Origin of the sequence: Bifidobacterium catulorum, from assembly GCF_003129925.1 — a bacterium.
In the GTDB taxonomy this organism is placed as follows: Bacteria; Actinomycetota; Actinomycetes; order Actinomycetales; family Bifidobacteriaceae; genus Galliscardovia; species Galliscardovia catulorum.
Genome location: NZ_QFFN01000009.1, coordinates 26,996 through 48,789 on the forward strand (window position 1 = coordinate 26,996; position 21,794 = coordinate 48,789).

The 21,794-nt window shown below is 65.2% G+C and carries 19 protein-coding genes and 2 tRNA genes; 14 read left to right on the forward strand and 7 right to left on the reverse strand.

Translation table 11 applies throughout. The annotated features are described in order from the left end of the window. Positions 1–239 precede the first annotated feature (239 nt). Both pgi and DF200_RS04790 read right to left on the reverse strand, forming a co-directional pair. Positions 240–1,940 carry a glucose-6-phosphate isomerase gene (pgi, locus tag DF200_RS04785; protein WP_109137145.1) on the reverse strand — a complete coding sequence of 567 codons (1,701 nt, stop codon included), beginning with the start codon at positions 1,938–1,940 and terminating at the stop codon, positions 240–242. A 208-nt stretch (positions 1,941–2,148) separates the two neighbouring features. Continuing rightward, on the reverse strand, positions 2,149–3,294 hold the full coding sequence (locus DF200_RS04790) for a mannose-1-phosphate guanylyltransferase (protein WP_109137177.1): 1,146 nt from the start codon (positions 3,292–3,294) through the stop codon (positions 2,149–2,151). A gap of 337 nt (positions 3,295–3,631) precedes the next feature. Between DF200_RS04790 and DF200_RS04795 the strand changes: the two genes are divergently transcribed. The 3 genes from DF200_RS04795 to DF200_RS04805 all read left to right on the forward strand — a co-directional run bounded on the left by DF200_RS04795 (position 3,632) and on the right by DF200_RS04805 (position 5,014). Continuing rightward, positions 3,632–3,707 (forward strand) — tRNA-Thr (locus tag DF200_RS04795). 67 nt (positions 3,708–3,774) lie between these two features. Next, positions 3,775–3,855: transfer RNA gene (locus tag DF200_RS04800), tRNA-Leu, on the forward strand. 151 nt (positions 3,856–4,006) lie between these two features. Beyond that, entirely contained in the window at positions 4,007–5,014 is a 1,008-nt protein-coding gene (locus DF200_RS04805; protein ID WP_109137146.1) for an AEC family transporter, read from the forward strand. Between the two features lie 87 nt (positions 5,015–5,101). Here DF200_RS04805 and DF200_RS04810 read toward each other — a convergent pair whose 3' ends face one another. Beyond that, a complete protein-coding gene (locus DF200_RS04810) occupies positions 5,102–5,782 on the reverse strand; it encodes a non-canonical purine NTP pyrophosphatase (protein ID WP_109137178.1) in 681 nt (226 codons plus the stop codon). A gap of 205 nt (positions 5,783–5,987) precedes the next feature. Beyond that, positions 5,988–6,752 carry a ribonuclease PH gene (gene rph, locus DF200_RS04815; RefSeq protein ID WP_109137179.1) on the reverse strand — a complete coding sequence of 255 codons (765 nt, stop codon included), beginning with the start codon at positions 6,750–6,752 and terminating at the stop codon, positions 5,988–5,990. Positions 6,753–7,031: 279 nt separating this feature from the next. Between rph and DF200_RS04820 the strand changes: the two genes are divergently transcribed. Then, positions 7,032–7,658 (forward strand): Pr6Pr family membrane protein, encoded by a 627-nt coding sequence (locus DF200_RS04820; RefSeq protein ID WP_109137147.1) that lies wholly within the window; start codon positions 7,032–7,034, stop codon positions 7,656–7,658. A 162-nt stretch (positions 7,659–7,820) separates the two neighbouring features. Then, positions 7,821–9,161 carry a nicotinate phosphoribosyltransferase gene (locus tag DF200_RS04825; protein WP_109137148.1) on the forward strand — a complete coding sequence of 447 codons (1,341 nt, stop codon included), beginning with the start codon at positions 7,821–7,823 and terminating at the stop codon, positions 9,159–9,161. A 66-nt stretch (positions 9,162–9,227) separates the two neighbouring features. On the opposite strand, the gene DF200_RS04830 is transcribed toward DF200_RS04825, so the two are convergent. Next, complete coding sequence (locus DF200_RS04830) at positions 9,228–9,509, reverse strand: DUF3039 domain-containing protein (protein WP_109137180.1); 282 nt, start codon at positions 9,507–9,509, stop codon at positions 9,228–9,230. A gap of 195 nt (positions 9,510–9,704) precedes the next feature. Between DF200_RS04830 and coaD the strand changes: the two genes are divergently transcribed. The 7 genes from coaD to ilvN all read left to right on the forward strand — a co-directional run bounded on the left by coaD (position 9,705) and on the right by ilvN (position 15,994). After that, positions 9,705–10,196, forward strand: coding sequence for a pantetheine-phosphate adenylyltransferase (gene coaD / locus DF200_RS04835; protein WP_109137149.1), 492 nt, complete (start codon positions 9,705–9,707; stop codon positions 10,194–10,196). 2 nt (positions 10,197–10,198) lie between these two features. After that, positions 10,199–11,242, forward strand: a complete 1,044-nt coding sequence (locus DF200_RS10970; protein ID WP_109137150.1) for an ATP synthase subunit B family protein — start codon at positions 10,199–10,201, stop codon at positions 11,240–11,242. Positions 11,243–11,321: 79 nt separating this feature from the next. After that, the gene (locus DF200_RS04845) at positions 11,322–11,951 is read left to right on the forward strand and encodes a YceD family protein (protein WP_109137151.1); all 630 of its coding nucleotides are present in this window, start codon (positions 11,322–11,324) and stop codon (positions 11,949–11,951) included. Between the two features lie 110 nt (positions 11,952–12,061). After that, complete coding sequence (gene rpmF, locus DF200_RS04850; protein WP_109137152.1) at positions 12,062–12,256, forward strand: 50S ribosomal protein L32; 195 nt, start codon at positions 12,062–12,064, stop codon at positions 12,254–12,256. Between the two features lie 218 nt (positions 12,257–12,474). After that, positions 12,475–13,308, forward strand: a complete 834-nt coding sequence (gene rnc / locus DF200_RS04855) for a ribonuclease III (RefSeq protein ID WP_439098315.1) — start codon at positions 12,475–12,477, stop codon at positions 13,306–13,308. A 221-nt stretch (positions 13,309–13,529) separates the two neighbouring features. Continuing rightward, positions 13,530–15,419: an acetolactate synthase large subunit gene (locus tag DF200_RS04860; RefSeq protein WP_109137154.1), complete on the forward strand. Its 1,890-nt coding sequence runs from the start codon at positions 13,530–13,532 to the stop codon at positions 15,417–15,419. A 20-nt stretch (positions 15,420–15,439) separates the two neighbouring features. Continuing rightward, positions 15,440–15,994 (forward strand): acetolactate synthase small subunit, encoded by a 555-nt coding sequence (gene ilvN / locus DF200_RS04865; RefSeq protein ID WP_109137155.1) that lies wholly within the window; start codon positions 15,440–15,442, stop codon positions 15,992–15,994. 112 nt (positions 15,995–16,106) lie between these two features. Here the strand turns inward: ilvN and DF200_RS10795 are convergent, their stop codons facing one another. After that, the gene (locus DF200_RS10795) at positions 16,107–17,705 is read right to left on the reverse strand and encodes a hypothetical protein (protein WP_158275778.1); all 1,599 of its coding nucleotides are present in this window, start codon (positions 17,703–17,705) and stop codon (positions 16,107–16,109) included. 121 nt (positions 17,706–17,826) lie between these two features. On the opposite strand from DF200_RS10795, the gene DF200_RS04875 reads away from it, so the two are divergent. Continuing rightward, the gene (locus tag DF200_RS04875; protein ID WP_109137156.1) at positions 17,827–18,282 is read left to right on the forward strand and encodes a hypothetical protein; all 456 of its coding nucleotides are present in this window, start codon (positions 17,827–17,829) and stop codon (positions 18,280–18,282) included. Positions 18,283–18,403: 121 nt separating this feature from the next. Here the strand turns inward: DF200_RS04875 and DF200_RS04880 are convergent, their stop codons facing one another. Continuing rightward, positions 18,404–19,204 carry an AIM24 family protein gene (locus DF200_RS04880; protein ID WP_109137157.1) on the reverse strand — a complete coding sequence of 267 codons (801 nt, stop codon included), beginning with the start codon at positions 19,202–19,204 and terminating at the stop codon, positions 18,404–18,406. A 177-nt stretch (positions 19,205–19,381) separates the two neighbouring features. Here DF200_RS04880 and DF200_RS04885 point away from each other — a divergent pair, with 177 nt between their 5' ends. Next, positions 19,382–21,721: a right-handed parallel beta-helix repeat-containing protein gene (locus DF200_RS04885; protein WP_146192017.1), complete on the forward strand. Its 2,340-nt coding sequence runs from the start codon at positions 19,382–19,384 to the stop codon at positions 21,719–21,721. Positions 21,722–21,794 lie beyond the last annotated feature (73 nt).

Here is a 21,794-nt window from a genome sequence, read left to right on the forward strand (position 1 = left end):
TTTTCACATCGTTGCAATTCCGCGGTTCTTGGTTTTCCGACGAGGAACATTCCAAGGACGACGACGAAAAACCACGTTTTCCAAGCGTCGTCCTTCGTGGATATGCGACGACCGCGGGAACCGACGCCCATCGGCGGTCGGCTCCCGCGGTCGCAATGCCCGGCCTCTGACGGACCGACCGGAACGTCGGCGGTCCGTCAAGCCGCGTCACGAATCAGCGACGCTGATCGTCGGGAGAATCAGAACTCCCTGTGCTCGCGGTAGAAGCGGATGAGGCTCTGGGTGGAGGCGTCCTGGGCGGCGAGGGCGTCGTCGTCCTTGGAGATGGCCGGGGTGATCTGCTTGGCGAGCTGCTTGCCGAGCTCGACGCCCCACTGGTCGTAGGAGTCCACGCCCCACACGGTGCCCTCGACGAGGGTGATGTGCTCGTACAGCGCGATGAGCTCGCCGAGCGAGAACGGGGTCAGCGACACGCCGAGGATGGACGTGGTCGGACGGTTGCCCTTGAACACGCGGGCGGGGACGATCTCCTCCGGGGTGCCTTCGGCACGCACCTCGTCAGCGGTCTTGCCGAATGCGAGCGCCTTGGTCTGGGCGAGGTAGTTGCCGAGGAACAGCTCGTGCACGTCCTGGTCGCCGTCCTTGACCGGGTTCGGGGTGTTGGCGAAGGCGATGAAGTCGGCGGGGATGAGCTGAGTGCCCTGGTGAATCAGCTGGTAGAAGGCGTGCTGGCCGTTGGTGCCGGGCTCGCCCCAGAAGATCTCGCCGGTGTCGGTGGTCACCGGGGTGCCGTCCCAGCGCACCGACTTGCCGTTGGATTCCATGGTGAGCTGCTGCAGGTAGGCCGGGAAGCGGTGCAGGTACTGGTCGTAGGGCAGCACGGCGTGCGAGGCGGCCTTGAAGAAGTTGCGGTACCACACATTGATGAGGCCCATGAGCGCGACGACGTTCTTCTCGAACGGCGTGTTGGCGAAGTATTCGTCGATCTCGTGGAAGCCGTGCAGGAACTCCTCGAACTGCGCGGGGCCGTAGACCACGGCGAGCGAGGTACCGACGGCGGAGTCCACGGAGTAGCGGCCGCCGACCCAGTTCCAGAAGCCGAAGGCGTTCTCCGGGTCGATGCCGAACTCCTCGACCTTCTCCAGGTTGGTGGAGACGGCCACGAAGTGCTTCTTGATGGCTTCGGCCCTCTGGGCCTCGTCTCCGTCGGAGATGGCGCCGGAGGCGGTGAGCTCCTCAAGCAGCCAGGTGCGGGCCTCGCGGGCGTTGGTGAGGGTCTCCAGCGTGGTGAAGGTCTTGGAGACGATGATGAACAGCGTGGTCTCCGGGTCGAGGCCCTTGGTCTTCTCGGCCAGGTCGTTCGGGTCGATGTTGGAGATGTAGCGGGCGGAGATGCCGGCGTCGGCGTAGGGCTTCAGCGCCTCGTAGGCCATGACGGGGCCGAGGTCGGAGCCGCCGATGCCGATGTTGACGACGGTCTCGATCTTGCGGCCGGTGACGCCGGTCCACTTGCCGGAGCGCACGTCCTCGGCGAAGGCGTAGATCTTCTTCAGGGTGTCGCGCACGTCCTTGACGACGTCCTGGCCGTCGACGATGTACTTGCCCTCGTCCTCGACCGGGCGGCGCAGCGCGGTGTGCAGCACGGCGCGGTCCTCGGTGTTGTTGATGTGGACGCCGGTGTACTGCTGCTTGATGCGTTCGTCGAGCTTGACTTCCTTGGCGAGGTTGACCAGCAGTCGCAGCGTCTCGTCGGTGACGAGGTTCTTGGAGAGGTCGAAGTGCAGGTCGCCGGCCTCGAAGCTGAGCTTCTTCACGCGATCGGCATCTTCGGCGAACCACTTCTTGAGGTCGATTCCCTCGGCCTGAAGTTCATCGTAGTGCTTCTGCAGCGCGGCCCAGGCCGGGGTCGAGGTCGCGTCGATGGGAGGATTAATGGCCATGTGAGGTCCTTTCATCACTATGGAATGATTCGTGGAAATCATCCTGTTCCGGTTCCAACATACTGTGATTGACGGACAGATGAAATCGAACACGAATGTTGTTATTTGTGCGTTAGAACGTGCAATAAGTACGATTTATCAACGTAGTATTTGCGAAACTCGCCGTTCATGTTCTGTTCAGTGCGATGTAGGAAACCAGACGGACAGGCTACAGAATCGCGTCATACCCGCGGGCGGCGAGCGCGGCGACCATGCGCTTGACCTCCTGGCTGCGGGCCCTCGGCGCGACGAGCAGCGCGTCCGGCGTGTCCACGACCACGAGGTCGTCCGCGCCCAGCAGGGCGATGGTCCGCCCCGCCCCGCCGGCCGGGGCGACGACGTTGCCCGCGGAGTCGAGGCAGACCACGCGGCCGGGGTCGCCGATGATCTTGTTGTTGTACCGGTCCGCGCTGGGCACGAGCGCGGCCACGGAATTGAAGTCACCGATGTCGTCCCATCCGAACCCGCCCGGCACCACGGCCACGCCGCCCTCGGCGGCCAGCGGCTCGGCCACCGCATAGTCGAACGCTATCTTCTCGACGCCCGGCCAGAGGCGTTCCATCATCGCCGCCCGATGGTCGGCGTCATCGTCCCATATGGCGGCGATGGCCGTCACCGTCTCGTGGATCCGCGGCCTGAGACGCGCCAGCGTGTCGAGCAGCACGTCGGCGCGCATCACGAACATGCCGGCGTTCCACCGGTATTCGCCGGTCATCAGGTACGCCTGGGCGGTGGCGGAGTCCGGCTTCTCCACGAAAGCGCGCACCATCCGGGCGTCCGGGGCGTCCGGCACCTCGCCGCCCAGGGCCCGGCCCTGGCGAATGTAGCCGAACGCCGTGGACGGCCGCGTGGCCGCGATGCCGATGGTGGCGACGTATCCGGCGCGCGCCGCAGCCACGGCCTGCGCCACGCATTCGCGGAACGTCTCCTCGTCGCGGATCACGTGGTCGGCGGCGAACGAGCCGACCACCACATCGCACCCATGACGCCGCGCCAGTATGGCCGTCGCCAGCGCGATGGCGGCCGTGGAGTCGCGCCCGACCGGTTCGACGAACAGGTTGCGCCCGTCCAGTTCCGGCAGCTGCGCCGCGACCGCCGCCGCATGGGCCGCGCCGGTCATCACCGCCACGTGGCCGTTTCCGGCGAAGGCCGCCAGACGGTCGAAGGTGGCCTGGATCATCGTGCGCCCCGAGCCGAGGAAGTCATAAAGGAACTTCGGCCGCGCGCCACGGCTCAGCGGCCAAAGCCGCGACCCGACGCCACCGGCAGGAATCAACGCATGGAAATCGGAGAATCGTCCATCGGTCTGCTGCATGCCACCATTCTCACACACGTCCGACGCCAGGTCGACAAGCATTCGGCAACCTTCCAGCAGCCAATCCGCGTTTTGGGAGTGGATTTGAAGCCCGCAAAACGGCAATCTGCGTTTTGGGAGTCCTTCCGGAGCGATACAGGAAGTACAACCGTTGCAATCCCGCCGACCTTACTCCCGTTTTTCCCCTTCCAACCACTCCCAAAACGTAGATTGATGTCTGCAACCACCCGCAACATGTCACGCCACGCCGATGACTTCCCTCAATTTGCATAACCGAAAACCATGCAGTATGATAATCTACTTGTGTGCGCATTGCTATTGCATTGCTCCACGAATTGCCACTTTAGCTCAGTCGGTAGAGCGGCTCACTCGTAATGAGCAGGTCGACAGTTCGATTCTGTCAAGTGGCTCCATGAAACCCTAGGTTCCGGCCTAGGGTTTTTGCTTCCCGGCCCCATCCGTTCAGGACGCCCGGGATTCGCGCGAGTGGCGGAATTGGTAGACGCGCAGGATTTAGGTTCCTGTGTCTTTGACGTGTGGGTTCAAGTCCCATCTCGCGCACGTTGGAATCCTCTTGAACCATTGTCGTTTCGACGTTCAGGAGGATTTTTCGCGTCCGCACCCGACTCGGAGCCCCGGCACAGGGGCACCACCCACGGGAATCCGGCGCGGACGCAGAGAGTGAAGAACCACAGGATTCAGGGGAGACGACATGTCCGGACTGATTCATCCGATCACCCTGCTCGCGATCGTTTTCGTCGGCTACGGGTTCAAACGCGCGCACATCTTCGGAGAGAAGGACTACCGCATCCTGCAGCGCATCGTGTTCAACCTCACGCTGCCGGCGGCGATCATCGTGTCGTTCCTCACGAACCCGCACGACCCCGGGCTGCTGTGGATCTCGCTGTTCGGTCTGGCATGCGGGCTCATCCCCACCCCGATCCTGTATTTCCTCAGCCGGCGCAAGCCGGTGAACGAGCGCGCGTTCCTCATGCTCAACGGCGCGGGATTCAACATCGGCAACTTCTGCTTCCCCGTCATGCAGTCCATGCTCGGTTCGGCGTCGTTGGTCACCGGAGCCATGTTCGACATGGGCAATTGCGTGGTGGTGGCCGCCGGCAACAACCTGCTCACGCAACGGCTGCTGCATATCGACCCCGACAGGCCGCTGAGCGAACAGAACCATGGGGACATGACCGTCACGCGACTGCCCCGCATCAAGCCGAAGGACAGGGACGCCCGACGCCTCGCCCGACGCGCCACGATCCTATCCATCGCGAGGAGCTTCCTCACGTCGGTGCCGTTCGACACCTATCTGCTCATGATCGTGCTGATGTTCACCGGAGTGAAGCTGCCCGGCGTCGTGGTGGACGTCCTCGGGCCGGTGGGCGACGCCAATGGTTTCTGCTCGATGCTCATGGTCGGTATGCTCATGGACTTCCCGAACAGCCGCAGGGAGGTCTCGCAGGCGTTGCGCGTGGTGGCCTGCCGCATCCCCTTCGCGGTCCTGTTCGCATTGACCGCATGGTTCCTGCTGCCGTATGACGCCCCGACGCGCAAGGCCATCGTGATGCTGTGCATGGCGCCGACCGCCGTGTTCGCCACGTTGTTCTCCGACCGTGTGCTCGGCAACGCGAAGATGGCCGGCTTCTGCCTTTCCGTGACGGCGGTGATGGGCATGGTGGCCATGACCGCCGCGAACTACCTGATCCCCGCCTGAGAGCCAAACACGAAACAACAACCCGTAGGACCACGGCACCGGGGACCCGGGTCGACGGCGACGGCGACCGATTCGATCCGTATGCCGTCAGTCGATGAGGGCGCGCCGGATGCTGCGCGTCAACGCGCGGATAGCCTTGGAACGATGCGAGATGGCGTTCTTCTCCTCGGGCGTCATCTCGGCGCTGGTCAGCGGGCCGCCGTTCTCGCCGGAGCGCGCCGGCTGGTCGTAAGGCACGAAGATCGGGTCGTAGCCGAATCCATGCTCGCCCCGGGGCTCGCGGATGATCGTGCCACGCATGTCGCCCAGTTCCACGTTCTCGTTGTGGATGCTGTACGGCGCCTCGTCCCGCCCCGCCTCGGGCACCACGAAGGCGGCGGCGCAGCGGAAGCGGGCCGTGCGGTTCGCGTCGGGGATGTCTGCGATCTGGTCGAGCAGCAGCCGGTAGTTGGCCACGTCGTCGCCGTGATGCCCGCACCAGCGCGCCGACAGGATGCCGGGGGCCGAGCCCAGCACGTCGACGATCAGTCCGGAGTCGTCGGCGATGGCGGGCAGACCGGTGCGCCGCACCACGTCACGCGCCTTGATCAGCGCGTTCTGCTCGAAGCTCACGCCGTCCTCCACCGGATCGGGCAGGCCGAGCTGCCCGGCGGTCACGAGTTCGATGCGGTCCGCGTCCGATCCCAGATCCTCGGTGAGGATACGCCGAATCTCCGTGAGTTTTCCGGCGTTATGGGTGGCGACCACCAGTCTGACCGTGTTGCTCATGTACATCAAACCTCTCTGAAACCATGGGAATCCGGGCATGCCGCGTGTGCGTGCGTGGCTCTATGCCTCCATGCCGCCCGTTCGTTTCCACAATATGGGAAACCCCGTACGTCCGCCAGCCGTTTGCCGTTGTTGCCACGCCGGCCCACGTCACCGCAGCCGCCAGCCGTGCGCGGTCGCACCGGCCGCGGAGGCACGACCGGAATCAGTCCTCGTTCAAGGCCTTGCGCTGCATGGCCTGCAGCTCCCTGTTGCCCTTCTCGGCCAGGTCGAGCAGCTCGCCGAGTTCGGCACGCGTGAACGGCCTGTGTTCTGCCGTGCCCTGAATCTCGATGAACGCTCCGGCTCCGGTCATGGCCACATTCATGTCGGTCATGGCCTGGCTGTCCTCCACATACGGCAGGTCGAGCATCGGCTTGCCGTCGATCACGCCCACGGACACGGCCGACACCTGATCGCGGATCACCTGCCGGTTGGCGCGCAGCATCTTGTGCGACTTGGCCCACGCCACGGCGTCGGCGAGCGCCACATACGCCCCGGTGATGGACGCGGTGCGTGTGCCGCCGTCGGCCTGCAGCACATCGCAGTCGATCTGGATCTGGTTCTCGCCGAGCGCCTTCATGTCGACGACGCCGCGCAGACAGCGGCCGATGAGCCTGCTGATCTCGTGCGTGCGTCCGCCGATCTTGCCGCGCACGGATTCGCGGTCGGTGCGTTCGGATGTGGCGCGCGGCAGCATCGCGTATTCGGCGGTCACCCAGCCGAGTCCGGAGTCCTTGCGCCAGCGCGGCACGCCCTGCGTGAACGTGGCGGTGCACATCACGCGCGTTTTGCCGCATTCGATGAGCACGGAGCCTTCGGGGGCCTCGGTCCAGTGGCGGGTGATCCGCACCGGACGCAGTTCGTCCACGGCGCGCCCGTCGGGGCGAATCGTCTGTTCGACGTCAAGCATGTCTTTGATCTGCACCATGATGTCCTCCAAAACACGTCGGCCGTTCGTTCCGCGACCCGTCCGACCGATGCGGACGCGTGTCGTCGTCCGGCCGTCCTTATCCGCATCGCCCACATGCCCGTATGATCCCGGCCATATGGTTCTTTGACATGGGTCGCCATATTCTGCGGCATTGCGGATTCTACGCTGTCTTGACCGTATCCGCCTTAGCCGACAAAAAGCGGTTCGCGCCCACTGTGCGGAACGTCGGCAGCCCGCCGTCGTCCGACGTTCGGCGTGGCCAATAGACTGGGTGCCATGAGATTTTTGGCCGCGATATTCCGGTTTGCCACGTCGGCCTGCTGTTTCGCCGGCACGCTTGAGATCTGGCATCTGCATGATTTCGCCAGTCTTACGTATTTCACCTTCCAGACGGCGTTGCTGCTTGGCGTCGTGATGCTGTGGTCGGGGGCGGCCACGTTGCTGAAGGGCATCGAGCCGCCGGCGTGGCTCAAGGGGTGTCTGACGCTGTATATCGTCGCGGCGGGACTGGCGGCCGTGTTCATCCTGCCGGCGGCCGACCCGTCGACGCCGCGCGTGTTCGGGCTGATGACGGTCACGTATGCGCATGTCATCGTGCCGATCGCCGCGTTCGTCGATTTTGTGGTGTTCGACGAGCATCGGCGCTTCCAATGGACGTATTGCCTGACGTGGCTTATTTATATTCCGATATATGTGATGGGTGTGCTGATCCGTGCGGCCATCTGGCCGCATTCCGGCCCGTTGAAGGACGGCACGCCGTATCCGTATGGGTTTCTCGATCTGCCGAAGATCGGATGGACGCAGCTGGGCATCAACGTGGGCGAGGGGCTGGCGGCGTTCCTGGTGCTCGGCCTCGTGCTCGTGGCCCTCGACCGCGTCCTGCCGCCGAAGCTGATCAAATAATCTCAACCGATTCGCCCGCCGTTTCCACCGCAACACGCCGGCGTACGGCCTCGGTTCACGGCGGTTCCGACGGGTGGTCGCGTTTCGCGGCGCACGACCTACAATCGTACGCAACGACACAAGCGAACATAGACATAACCCAGTCATAACAAAGAAGGACATATGGCAAACACCGACTATTCCTCCGCCATGCTGACGGACATGTACGAATACACCATGCTGGACGCGGCCCTGCAGGACGGCACGGCCGACCGCCGCTGCGTCTTCGAGGTGTTCACCCGCCATCTGCCGGCGGGACGCCGGTACGGCATCGTGGCCGGACTCGGCCGCATCGTGGAGCTGCTCCGGGACTTCCGGCCGAGCGAATCCGACCTGCGGTTCCTGCGGGACCGTCACGTGGTGAGCGAGAAAACGGCGAAATGGCTTGAGGACTTCTCGTTCTCGGGCACGATCCGCGCCTACCGCGAGGGCGAGGCGTTCTTCGCGAATTCGCCGATTCTTGAGGTCGAGGGCACGTTCGCGGAATGCACGCTGCTGGAGACGCTCGTGCTGTCGGTGCTGAACTACGATTCGGCCATCGCCTCGGCGGCCTCGCGCATGACGTCGGCCGCGGGCGACCGTCCCTGCATGGACATGGGCGGACGCCGCGCGAACGAGGGGGCGGCCGTGGCGGCGGCCCGTGCGGCGATCGTCGGCGGCTTCGCCGGCACGGCCAACCTGGCCGCGGCCAAGAAGTACGATCTGACGTGCATCGGCACCGCCGCGCACGCCTTCACGCTGCTGCACGACGACGAGCGCGACGCCTTCGTCTCGCAGGTCAACGCGCTCGGCCCGGGCACGACGCTGCTCACCGACACCTACAACATCGAGAAGGCCATCACCACGGCGGTGGAGGTGGCCGGCCCGCAGCTCGGCGGCATCCGCATCGACTCCGGCGATCTGGCGTCGCTGGCGCAGAAGGCCCGCAAGCAGCTCGACTCGCTGGGTGCCACGAACACGAAGATCACCGTGACCAACGACCTCGACGAATACGCGCTGGCCGCATTGCAGACCGCGCCGGTGGACTCCTACGGCGTTGGCACCATGCTCGTGACCGGTTCGGGACACCCCACGTGCGCGATGGTGTACAAGCTGGTGGAGCGCGAAGGTTCGGATGGCGTGATGCATCCGGTGGCGAAGAAGTCGTTCGGCAAGAGAACCGACGGATGGCGCAAGCGCGCGCTGCGCTGCTACCAGTATGGGCTGGCGCAGGGCGAGCTCGTGCTGTGCGGCCCGGCCGACAAGCTCGCGGCCTGGGAGGCGCCGGCCGAATACGGCGATACAAGGGACCTGCTCATCACCGCCGTCGACCACGGCGACATCGACGACTCCCTGGCGAGCAAGGAGGCGCTGCTCTCGGCACGCGACCGTCACAGCCAGGCGCTCGCCGAGCTTCCGGTGACCGCCCTGTCGCTCAGCAACGGCGATCAGGCCATCCCCACCGAGGTCCTCACCATCGTGTGATTCGCCCATACGCCCGGAGGCCGCAGGGGCGAATCCGGGCAGGGGCGAATCACACGATCGAACCCGTCAGCGCATCTCGTCGTAGATGCGCTTGCAGTCGGGGCACACGGGATAGTCGGAGGGATTGCGCTTCGGCACCCACACCTTGCCGCACAGCGCCACCACGGGACAGCCCGTCAGACGAGACTCGGCCATGCGCTCCTTGGAGACGTAGTGGGCGAATCGGTCGGCGTCGCCGTCATCGGTCCTCTGCCCCTCGGCCTTGGTCTCGGGACGTTCCAGCACCGCGGTGCCGCCGCCCGAGTCCGGGGTCGACAGCGGAGAGACGGCATCGTCGACGAATGCCATACGGGCATCCGTATCATTCATCATCACGGTCATGGTTCCTGCCTCGCTCTTCAATCGTGTAATCGGTCGTATGCAACCGTCATTCCAATGATAGAAGCCTCCGCGTTTCGCATGTCGCGAAACGACGACGCGCACAGACGGACACATCGCGGCAATCGCGCTGGCGTCTCCAACGGGCGCGGTAGTCTGGAATCCATGACTATAGCTGTATGCCCCGGCTCCTTCGACCCCGTGACCTCCGGACACATCGACGTCATCGAACGCTGCGCGCACCTGTTCGACCAGGTCCATGTGGTCGTCGCGGTCAACGCCGCGAAGAAGCCCCTGTTCACCGAAGAACAACGAGTCCGCATGATTCGCGAGGTGCTCAACGAGGACGGGTTCCCCGACGTCGTCGTCACCAGCACCGACGGCCTGATCACCGACTACTGCGCCGGTGTCGGTGCCGAGGTCATCGTCAAGGGACTTCGCCAGAATGGCGATTATGAGGCGGAACTCGGCATGGCGCTGGTCAACAAGCAGTTGGGCGGCGTGGAGACGATGTTCCTGCCGGCCAACCCGCTCAAGGAGCATATCTCCAGTTCGATCGTCAAGGACGTGGCCCGCCACGGCGGCGCCATCGACGGATTGGTTCCGGGATATGTCGCACCGCTGCTGATCGAGGCCCTGCGCAACGAAAAGAGATAATCATGGATGACGTCAAGGACTACACGAACGACGCCGACGACACCGGCGAGGCCGAGGTATCCAACCGCACGGATATCCACGGATTCGACAGCACCGAGACCACGTACACGCCGGCCACGCCGGCCGATGCGACGACGGGCGGCGCCACGCACCGACCGCTGCCGAGCATCTTCTCCTCGCCGATCGCCACACGGCCGCGCCCCGCCCATACGAGCACGACGCCCGCCGCGGATACGGGCACCGGCGCCGTCCCCGCGCAGCAGGCCGCCTCCCCGGCCCCGACGGCGGAACCATCCCCCCTGACCGGGACGAACACCACGTTCGGCGCGGCATCCCAACCGGCGGCATCCCAACCGGCCACCGAAGCCACGTCGTACGGTTACGACCTCGACGACTCCACGAACTCGAACGAACCCAGGCAGGCGGTCGCGCCCGACGTGCAGAGCTTCCAGCGCATGCTCATGGAGGACGATGACGACGAGGCGGACCTGACCACGAAGAACCAATTCACCACCGTCTACGACCTGCTCGACCAGCTGGAGGGCCTCATCGAGGACTCGAAGACCAGCTTCTTCGCCAGCACCCAGGTGCGCGTGGACCGCGAGGAGGTCACCACGCTCATCAACGAACTCAAATCCAAGCTCCCCGTGCAGCTGGAACGCGCCTCCGCGCTCATGCGCGAATCCGAACGCCGTCTGGAGAACGCCCAGTCCCAGGCCAGCGCCATCGTGGCGTCGGCGAACAGCCGGGCCGCCACCATCATCCGGGAGGCCAACGACCAGGCGCGGTTCCTCGCCGGACAGGAGAACGTGGTGGCGCTCGCCACCGAACGCGCACGCACCATCCTCGACAAGGCGCAGGCCAAGGCCGACAAGCTTACGCAGGGGGCGGACAACTACTCCGCCGCCATCCTCACCGAATTGAGCGACCAGCTGGCCAAGGCGCAGAACGGCGTGCACAACGGCCTGGCCGTGCTGGCCGAACGCCAGCGCAAGGCCGCCGAGGACTTGCCGCATCTGTCGGCCGACGACTATCCGCAGCAGTGACCGACCGGTGCCGGCAACGGCAACGCGAGACACCGATATCACGAATTACGAAACCCTGACAGAAAGCGTGACGAACACGATGAACGACATCCATCCCGAATCCTCGCCGTGGGCGATCCCGGTGGCGCAGGTCGCCGCCCGCCCCGGCCAGAGCAAGGCCATCGACCAGGACTTCCCCGCGCCCGACGGCATCGGCGACGAGGTCATCAGCGTCAGGAAGGACGCCGACGTCCATGTGGACGGCTCCTTCGACTCCATCGTCGACGGACTGATCTTCAACGGCGCGGTCACGGCGCCCATCACCGCGGAATGCTCCCGCTGCCTCAAGCCGCTGAACGCCAGCCACACCATCCATGTGACCGCGTTCTTCCCCTACGCCCCCGACGCCCACGACCAGCATCGCGGCGGCAAGGGCAAGGGCGAGGAGGTCGACATCATCGCCGGCGAGGAGGAGTCCGACGACTTCTACCCGCTGGCCGGCAACAACACCTTCGCCGACATCGAATCCCTGCTGCGCGACAACCTCGTCGAGGCATTGCCCCTCAAGCCGCTGTGCCGCCCCGATTGCAGGGGCCTGTGCCCGCAGTGCGGCATCGACCTCAACGAGGAGCCCGACCATCATCACGACGTCCCCGACATCCGCTGGTCGGCCCTCGAATCGCTGAAGGCCCGGCTGGAGGCCGAACAGGGCGGCGAATCCAACGGATGACGCGCGGCCATCGCCGGCCCGGCCATGAAAGATGACAAAGTCATCGGAATGCGCTAGAATACCGAAGGCTTAAGCTCAATAAGAAATTCGATCGAAACAGAGGGTCCGAAATGGCACTGCCCAAGTATAAGACTTCGCGCGCGAACACCCATTCGCGTCGCGCCAACTGGAAGACTTCCGCCGCCGCTACGGTGGCCTGCCCGAACTGCGGCGAGCGCACGCTCCCGCACATGGCCTGCCCCAGCTGCGGTTCGTTCCGCGGCCGCGTGTACGGCTCCGCCGTGAAGTCCAAGTTCGCCAAGTGATTGGCCGCCGGATGATTCCGGCGTCACGCCGACAATCGGCTTAGATAACGACCTCGCCATCGACGGGTGGCGAGGTCGTTGTGTATTGGTGAGCACGGCATAGTGGCAGGCACGGTGCATTGGTGGGCATGATGTATTGGTAAGCACGGCGTATTGGCGGGCATGGCATATGCGCCGGACTTCGTTCGCCGGGCATGGCGAGAATTAGACTGAAAGGCATTATGACGAAGAAGAACACCGCACATACGAACACCGACGCGCATACGGACGCCATCAAGGACGGCGCCGCCGCCAACGGCGACGACCCCCGGCTCCTGTCCGACACCGTGGCCTACGACAAGTCGAGCGACTACCGTCCCGGCGACGCCACCGCCAGACTGCTGGACGCCATCGGCGCGACCATAAGCCCCGATTTGCTCATCCGCGCGCTCACCCACCGTTCGTACGCGCACGAACACGCGGGAATGCCGCATTACGAACGTCTGGAGTTCCTGGGCGACGCCGTTCTGGAGCTCGTCACCACGGAGACGCTGTTCTTCAACCATCCCGACTTCTCCGAAGGCCAGATGGCCCGGATCCGAGCCAAAACCGTCTCCGAGGAGTCGCTGGCGGAGATCGCGCGCACCAAGCTGCATCTCGGCCCGTACATCCTGCTCGGCCGGGGCGAGGCCGACGACAACGGCGCCGACAAGGATTCGATCCTGTGCGACATCGTCGAATCGCTGATCGGCGCGGTGTTCGTCGAGCACGGCATCGACGTGGCGCGCAAGGTGGTGCACGGCTTCATCGACGGCGAACTGGCGAAGTACACGCAGGCGGGCCCGGCGCTCGACTGGAAGACGTCGCTGACCATGAAGGCCCACAAGATGGGACTGCCCGAGCCCGTGTACCGTATGGAGGTGGGCGGGCCGGAATACCGTCTGGAGTTCACCGCCCACGTGCTGCTCGGCGACGGCGGCCGCGAGCTCGCCTCGGCCACCGGGTCGTCCAAGCGCAAGGCGCAGCTCGCCGCCGCCGAACGCGCCTGGCATGAGCTCGACGGGAAGCGGTGACGCACGCCGTCGGGCGCGGCGGACGGACTGACGACACCAGCGCCTAGACTGTAGCGCATAGCGTCGCCGCTGCCGTCACAAGCGGGCAGCGGCAGACATCCCGCCGTGTCCGCGATACGGAGCACCTCTCCCCCCACGGCACGCTTACGGGATATCCTGTTTCCGTTTACGTAATCATGGCGTGCCGCGCCCATGCGGACGCCGAAGGATGAGAGGAAGCCATGGCATTGCCCACACCTCTGCAGGCATTCAGTGCAGTTCCCAAAGGCCCCGTCGAAAAGCTGTCGGCGGACAAGCGCATCGTCAACGGGGAGAAGATGACCGGCGCACAGGCCGTGGTTCGCGCGTTGGAGGACCTTGGTGTCGAGGACGTCTTCGGTCTTCCCGGCGGTGCGATCCTGCCCGTGTACGACGCCATCAACGACGATACGAAGTTCCGTTTCGTACTGGTCCGCCACGAGCAGGCTGCCGGCCACGCGGCCGAAGGCTACGCCGTGGCCACGGGCAAGGTGGGCGTATGCATCGTGACATCCGGCCCGGGCGCCACGAACGTGGTCACCGCCATCGCCGACGCGAACATGGATTCCATCCCCATGGTCGTCATCACCGGTCAGGTGGGCGTGAACGCCATCGGCACCGACGCCTTCCAGGAGGCCGACATCGTCGGCATCACGTACCCGGTCGTCAAGCACTCGTATCTCGTCACCAACGCGCAGGACATCCCGCGCGTGCTCACCGAGGCGTATCACATCGCCCGCACCGGCCGCCCCGGCCCGGTCGTCGTCGACCTGACCAAGACCGCGCAGACGGAGGAGCTCTACTATTCGTGGCCGCAGCGCATGATCCTGCCCGGCTACAATCCCACGACGAAGGCCCACGGCCGTGTGCTGTCGAACGCCGCCAAACTGTTCGGCCAGTCGTACCGCCCGGTGCTATACGTCGGCGGCGGCGCGATGCGTTCCGACGCCGGCGCGCAGGTCAAGCGCCTGTCCGAGATCACCGGCGCGCCGATCGTCACCACGCTGCCGGCGCGCGGCATCGTGCCCGAATCCGATCCAGCGGTCCTCGGCATGCTCGGCATGCATGGCACGATCGCGGCCACCGGCGCCGTTCAGCAGTGCGACCTGCTCGTCGCCATCGGCGCGCGTTTCGACGACCGTGTGACCGGCTCGCTGCCCGACTTCGCGCCGGCCGCGCGTGTCATCCACATCGACATCGACCCCGCGGAGATCGGCAAGAACCGTCAGGCCGACGTGCCGATCGTCGGCGACGTGGCCACCGTGCTCGACGACCTCATCCCCGAGATCGAACGCTATCAGGCCATCAACGGCAAGCCCGACCTTGAGGCCTGGTGGGACACCGTCAACGATCTTCGCGAGAAGTATCCGATGCAGTATGACGAATCCCCCGACGGCACGCTCGCCCCGCAGTGGGTGGTCGAGGAGCTGAGCCGTCAGGCCGATCCGAACACCATCTGGGTCTCCGGCGTGGGCCAGCACCAGATGTGGGCCGCGCAGTTCATCGACTTCCACAACCCGCATTCGTGGATCTCCTCCGGCGGCCTCGGCACCATGGGCTTCGGACTTCCTGCCGCGCTCGGCGCGCAGGTCGGCTCCGACCGCGACTTCGACGGCAAGAAGCCGGTATGGCTCATCGACGGCGACGGCAGCTTCCAGATGACGTCCGAGGAGCTTGCCGCCCTGTTCTTCAACCATCTGCCGGTGAAGATCGCCATTCTCAACAACTCCGTGTACGGCATGGTCCGCCAATGGCAGACCCTGTTCTACAAGAACCACTACTCGGCCACGAACCTCATGGACGGCGAGGCCAGGCAGGGCGACGTCATCGGCGAAGGCAAGGACGAGATCATGGACGTGCCCGATTTCGTCAAGCTCGCCGAGGCGTACGGATGCGTCGGCATGCGCGTGTTCACCAAGGAGCAGGCCGAGGAGGCCATCGCCAAGGCCAACAAGATCGACGACCGCCCGGTGCTCATCGACTTCCGCGTGTGGAAGGACGCCATGGTCTGGCCGATGGTCAGCGCCGGCGCGTCCAACAGCAGCGTGACGTACAAACCCGGCATCCAGCCGCTCAAGGGCATTCACGACTGACAGGGAAGGAAACGTAAATCATGGCAAACTATCCCGCTTCGCAGCCCGGCTCCCAGCGTCATACGCTCTCCGTGCTGGTGGAGAACCGTCCCGGCGTGCTGGCCCGCATCTCCGGCCTGTTCGCGCGCCGCGCCTTCAACATCAACTCGCTGTCCGTCTCCCCCACCGAGCGCCCGGACATCTCCCGCGTGACGGTGACGGCCGACGTCGACCAGATTCCGCTCGAACAGATCATCAAGCAACTCAACAAGCTGCTGCACGTGCTGAAGATCGTGGACCTCGATTCCACGAACACCGTGAACCGCGAACTGGTGCTCGTCAAGGTGTCCGCCGACGCAAAGACCCGTTCCGACGTGCTGGAGATCGTGCAGACGTTCCGTGTGCGCGTGGTCGACATGCATCCCGAATCATTGGTCATCGAGGCCACCGGCTCGGCGGAGAAGCTTGATTCGCTGCTGGCGCTGCTCGACGACTACGGCATCATCGAACTGGTGCGTTCCGGATCGGTGGCGCTGACCCGCGGTCCGCGCGCGCTGAGCGAGAAGGTCGTAGGGTCCGAGATCAAGGGCCGCTGAACGCTGCCCTGCGCTTCGCGGCATTGCTGCATCGCCGCCTTGCCGCATCGCCAAGCGAAATCGCGCCGAAATCCCTCGTAGGGGGGGGCGGCGCGATTCTCGTATTAGGCCGCTACCTGTCCGCCCAGGCCTCGCCTCCGCGACGCGACCTGAACGCCGAGAACGCGGTGCCGGCGAGCAACAGCAGCGCCGAGACCACGGCGACCGCCGCGATGGCGGTGCCGGTCGTCGCCAACGTGCCGTTCTGTTCGGAGACCGGCGTCTTGCCCTGCGAATCGGCCATCCACTGCTGTGCGGCCGTACGATTCGCGGCTGACGAGCCAGCGCCAGCGCCACTGCTAACGTCCCCGGCAACCGAACCAGAACCAGAACCGGCACCCGAACCGTTCGTCGAGCCAGCGCCCGCTCCGGAACCGATCTTCACCCATCGCGCCGTGTATGCGGCATCGGCCCGCACCGGCAGGAACCGGTTGAACCGTGTGCCGTCGGCCGCATACCATCCCTTGAGCACGGTGCCGCTGGGCGCCTTGGGTGAAGGGATGTCGCTGCTGAGCAGCCATAGGCCCTTGAGCACTTTCACCGACTTCGTGTGATTTACGCCGTCGCCGTCCTTCCAGCGGAAGGTGACGGTCGCGTGGATGCCGTTGTCGGACGGTTCGCCGCCGGTCTGCTCCAACGTGGCCACCAGATGCATGGTCCAGCCTTCGGCGTTACCGCTTCCGGCGAAGTCGGCGGCGTATTTCGCGCCGGTCAGTTCGTCGGTCCAGCCGGTGATCCGGTATCCCAGCGGCACGATGGCCCCGATGGCCCCCTGCTTGGCCGCGTACACCTCCGGAAGCGGCGTGCCGGTTTTCGCCTGTTCGGTGACGAACAGCGCGCCGACGGAGAACATGACCGTCGTCGTCGTGGGCTGCACGTCGGTCATGGCGAAGAACGTGGCATCATGGTCGGCTGTGCCGGCGTCGGAAAGGTCGGTCCGGTAGGTCTTCAGCGCGGAACGCCATCCGGTGATGTGCAGGTTGGCCGGCAGCTGCGTCTCGATGTCGGCCTGTTTGGCGGCATAGGCGTCCGCGAGGGAGGTCCCCCGGTCAACGGTCGTCGTGACGATGGCGTCAAGCGTTCCGGGCAGGACGAACCGCACCTGCACCTGGCTTGTATCGGCGTCGGGCAGTTCCGGCAGTTGGCCGGCGAGGATGGCGGTGAACGTCACGGTCGGTTCCCCGTTGAGTTTCGCGCCAAGCAGGTCGGCCGTATAGGTCCTGCCGTCGGAGGACCGCCAGCCCACGATGGTCGTTCCTTCGGGCACGTCGAGCTGTGCGTCGTCGGGCACGGTCACGTAGCCGACGCCGGTATAGGTGACCGTTGTGGTCGTGGTCTTGCCGTTGACGTCGAACACGACCGTGGTGGTGGATTGCGTGGCGGCGGCCGTATCGTCGGGCTTCGTCGTGGAGTCTGCGGCATTGTCGGCCACGCCGGCACTCTTGTCGGCATCGGCCGGAGCATCGGATTTCGTCGTAGTCCCGGTGACGTCACCGGTCCGCGCGCAGGACGACGCGCACGTCGTCACATCCGGCGTCTCATTCCCATCAGCCGCAAACGCCGCTCCCGGCATGAACGACGCCAGACCGACCATCACCGCCACGGCCATGCCGACCAGTCGCGAACCCCGCCTTCCGCTCATCATCACTCGCCTCGCAGTCTCGTCCTTCATCGGCGATCCACGCCGATGACCCTCTTCTCCTGCATTATCGCTCTCAACGTTCGGCAATATCCAGCCACCTACCCGAAGGGCGGAATATCGTTACGATTACATGACAAAAGAAGGGGCGAACATGGCGAATGAAACGACAGATAACGGCAAAGTGACGGACGGAACGACCGACAACACAGTGACGGACGGAACGACCGGTGACACAGTGACGGACGGAACGACCGGCAACACAGCAGCGGACGGAACGACCGGCGCGTTCCCGGCCGAGACCGACGGCGGAACGGTCTCCGCCGAACCGGCCGGAAGCGGAGAGGAGGACGAGGACGAGCGGACCAGCTCGACCGCCGTACGTCAGCTCAGCGTCGTCGCCGTGGTGTTGGGCATGGTGGCGATAGTCCTTTGCTTCATGCCCCACGTATCGCTGATGGTCGCGTTGGGCGTGGCCATCACTGCCACCGTCATCGGGCTGGTCAACTGCCTGTCCTCCACCGTACTCCACGACCCCCGCACGCGAGTCGTCGCGGCGGCAGGGACCCTGGCCGGAGCCGTGGCTGTCCTGATCACGTTGCTTCTCTGAACCGATTCGTCGAAATCCGCGGTTTCCTCGTGCAACCTGTCGTTTTCCCTGCCCGGAAACGACAAGTTGCACGTGTAAACCTTGCACATGTAAACCCCTGCGGGCGCCTCCGTCGAATCACTCAGACGGTGCCGGAGCCGGCATTGATTCCCCGCGTCCCCCTCGCCATGGGCGCGAGCAGCACGCGGCCGGATCCGCGGTAGACGTTGACGAGGCCCTCGCCGCTGGCGGCGGAGCCGATGAGGGTCCGGCTGGGGCGTTCGACGGTGAATTGGAGGCCGCTGGTCCAAGCGATGGCGAAGTTGCCGTCGACCTTGAGTTCGTCGTTGGTGAGGTCGATGGTGATGAGTTCGGAATAGGGGACGGGGGATTCGAGGGCCACGGTGCCCTGGCCGGAGAGTCCGAGGTTGAAGAGGCTTTCGCCGCCGGCGACCATGGCGCTGGGTCGGGACACCATGATGGCCTGGTGTTGGATCTGGGATTCGCAGGCGTAGAAGAGGCCGTCGTTGACGACCATGCTGCCGCCCATGTCGCGACCGGGGTTGATGAGGAGGATGTGGCGGTAGGTGGGTTCGAGGACGACGACGCCGGTGCCGACGTATTCGGGTTTGATGGCGGATTCCTTGGTGACGGCGCCTCGGGCCATTTTGCCGATGAAGTCGCCTACGCCTTTGACGCCGGTGGTGGCCTCGATGTGTCCGGCGGTCCATTGCATGGCTCCGGCCTGTGTGGTGGCGCCGATGCGTCCGTCGAGATTGCAGACGAGCTGGCGGCGGCGGACGTTCATCTCGGAGGCGAAATAGGCGCTGATGGCGTCGCCGTAGCCGACGGAGAGGTCGCGCTTCCATTCGATGACCTGGAAGATGCCTTGCTGGGCGATGATGTCGACGTCGTCGTTGTCGGTGAAGTTGTAGATTCTCATGCGGTTCCTTCTGCCGTTGATTCCCTTCACGTTCCAGCTTACGGCATGGGTCCGCGGCGATTCCGGTGGGCATTGCGGTTCGTGGGGTAAATGGGGGTTGTAGAATGGTTTGCGGGGATGCGAAACGGTTTTTTCGTCTCCGATGACGTATACAACCTATGAGAACAGAGGATTGATATGACAGTACGTGGTGCGCGGACCGCGAGGGTCCGTATTGCGCGCATGACGGTGGCGGGGTTGGCGGCCGTCGCTTTGGCGGCGACCCCCTTCATCGCCCCGATGACGGCGAACGCGGCCGGCGCGAACGAGGGGGTCGTGGCTTCCGCCGCGGCCAGGGCGGCGGCCGGCGTGGCCACGGTGGGCGGACAGTCCTACAACACCCTGTCCGCGGCATTGGCGGCGGCGAAGCCGGGCGAGACGGTGACGTTGACGGCGGATTCGTCGGAGACGGTCCGCGTGGAGAAGAAGATCACGGTGACGTCGGCCAATGGCGCGGTGTATTCCGGCACGATGTCGGTGCATGACGGCGCGACGATCACCGGCATGACGTTCGCACTGACGGGCGCGAACGGGGCGACCACGAGCGTGGCGGTCCGTGGCGCGGGCGACGTGAAGATCACGAACAATGTGTTCGGCGTCGCCGACAACGCCGATCTGTCGCAGAGCTACAACGCCATCCACCTGTCGCAGGGTTCGGCGCGTGTCGTCATCGAAGGCAACACGTTCAATTTCCGTACGGTCACGAAGAACAAGGACCGTGTGGCGGTGAACATCCAGGGCAATCCGACGATCAGCAACGTGACGGTCACGAACAACACGCTGAACGTTTCGGGCGATGACGCCGGCAAGGGTTCGATCCTGCTGGTGGAGGCGTTCGGCAACGCGAACCCGGGCTATGGCATCACGAACCTTGCCGTCACGGACAACAAGGTCGCCGTGCCGGAGGGTCTTGGCGACAACGTGCAGGGCGTGGTCGTGCAGGGCGTGCAGGGTCTGACGTTCACCGGCAACACGTTCACGGGCATGTATCAGGCGCTTGGCAACGGCGCCCTTCCTGGCCAGACGTCGTCGAACGCCGACGTCACGGCGGGCGGCAACGATTTCACGGGCACCAATCTCGGATACAACGTGAACGTGCCGACGGGCGGTCTGACGATCGTCGAGGACGACAAGGCCCCGGCCGATCGCGCGACCATCGTGGCCGGTGTGAGGCAGGATGACGGATCCGTCGTCGCGTATCGCACGCTTTCTGCGGCCATCGACTCGATCAAGGACAACGGCACGGTCGTGTTGCTGGCGGATTCGACCTCCGGCGCGGTCGTTCCGGCCGGCAAGACGGTCACGCTCGATCTGGACGGTTTCGCGCTGTCGAGCGCGGCCGATCACGCCGTCGTCAACAACGGCACGCTTACCATCGTCGATTCCTCGGATGCGAAATCCGGCAAGGTGACGACGACCGCGACCGGCAAGTCCGCCGTGTTCAACCAGGGCACCGCGACCCTCGAGGCCGGCACGTTCGCCGGCGCCGAGGGTGCGGACGTCGTGGCCAACGGCGACGCCGCCGACGCGAAGCTGACGATCAAGGGCGGCACGTTCCGCGCGGCCCCGAAGGTCGCCTATGTGGTGAAGGGCTTCGGTCTGCTGAAGAACGCCGACGGCACGTATGGCGTCGCCGAGGCGAAGCTCTCGCTCGCCAACGAGAAGGTGTCGTATGACGTCGCCAAGGGCGAACTGACCGGGGATGCGGCCGTCAAGCTGGTCGACCCGAAGCTGAATGTGGAAGGCTACGCCGTCACCGCCGACAAGACCCAGCTGGAGGCCATCAACCAGGCCATCAAGGACGGCAAGACCGAGGGCGACTTCACGCTGACCTTCACCGCCGCCAAGGACGGCGTCGCCGACGACACGTTGACCGCCGAAGCGACGGTCACGCTGACGAAGCAGGCAAATCCGCAGCCGGCTCCTGAGGTGAGGTTGTCCATCTCCGGCAGGGATGTGAAGGATGGCAGGCTGACCCTGAAGGTCGGCGAGACGCGCGACCTGGTCGGCAGCATCGACGTGAAGAGCCTGCAGGGCGCCGGCTCCGCGAAGGCCTCCGAGGGCTTCACGGCCAAAACGCTGTGGACGTCGTCCGATGTGAAGGTCGCCGGCTTCGACAAGGCCGCCAAGTTCAATGACCAGGATCTGCAGGACACGCAGCGTCTGGTCGCCATCAGCCCCGGCAAGGCGACGGTCACGTTCGCGGTGCTTGATCCCGCCACCGGCGAGCCGGTCGAGGGCCTGGCCCCGGCGACGCTTGAGGTGACGGTCGTGTCCGGCGGCGCGGCCCCGAAGACCGAGCCGGCCGCGAAGGCGCAGTCCACCGTCAAGGCCCCGGCCGGCTTGACGGCCGCCCAGACGGCCGTCAAGCAGCCGCTGGCCAGGACCGGCGCCGGGGTCGCCTCGGTCGCCATGGCCATGATGCTGCTTGCGGCGGCCGGCGCCGTGTTCGCCATCGCCCGCCGCAGGCAGGCGTGACGCGCTGAGCAGTAGTTCCATCCAATTTGGCTCCCCTCACGAATGAGGGGAGCTGGACGCCGTAGGCGGACTG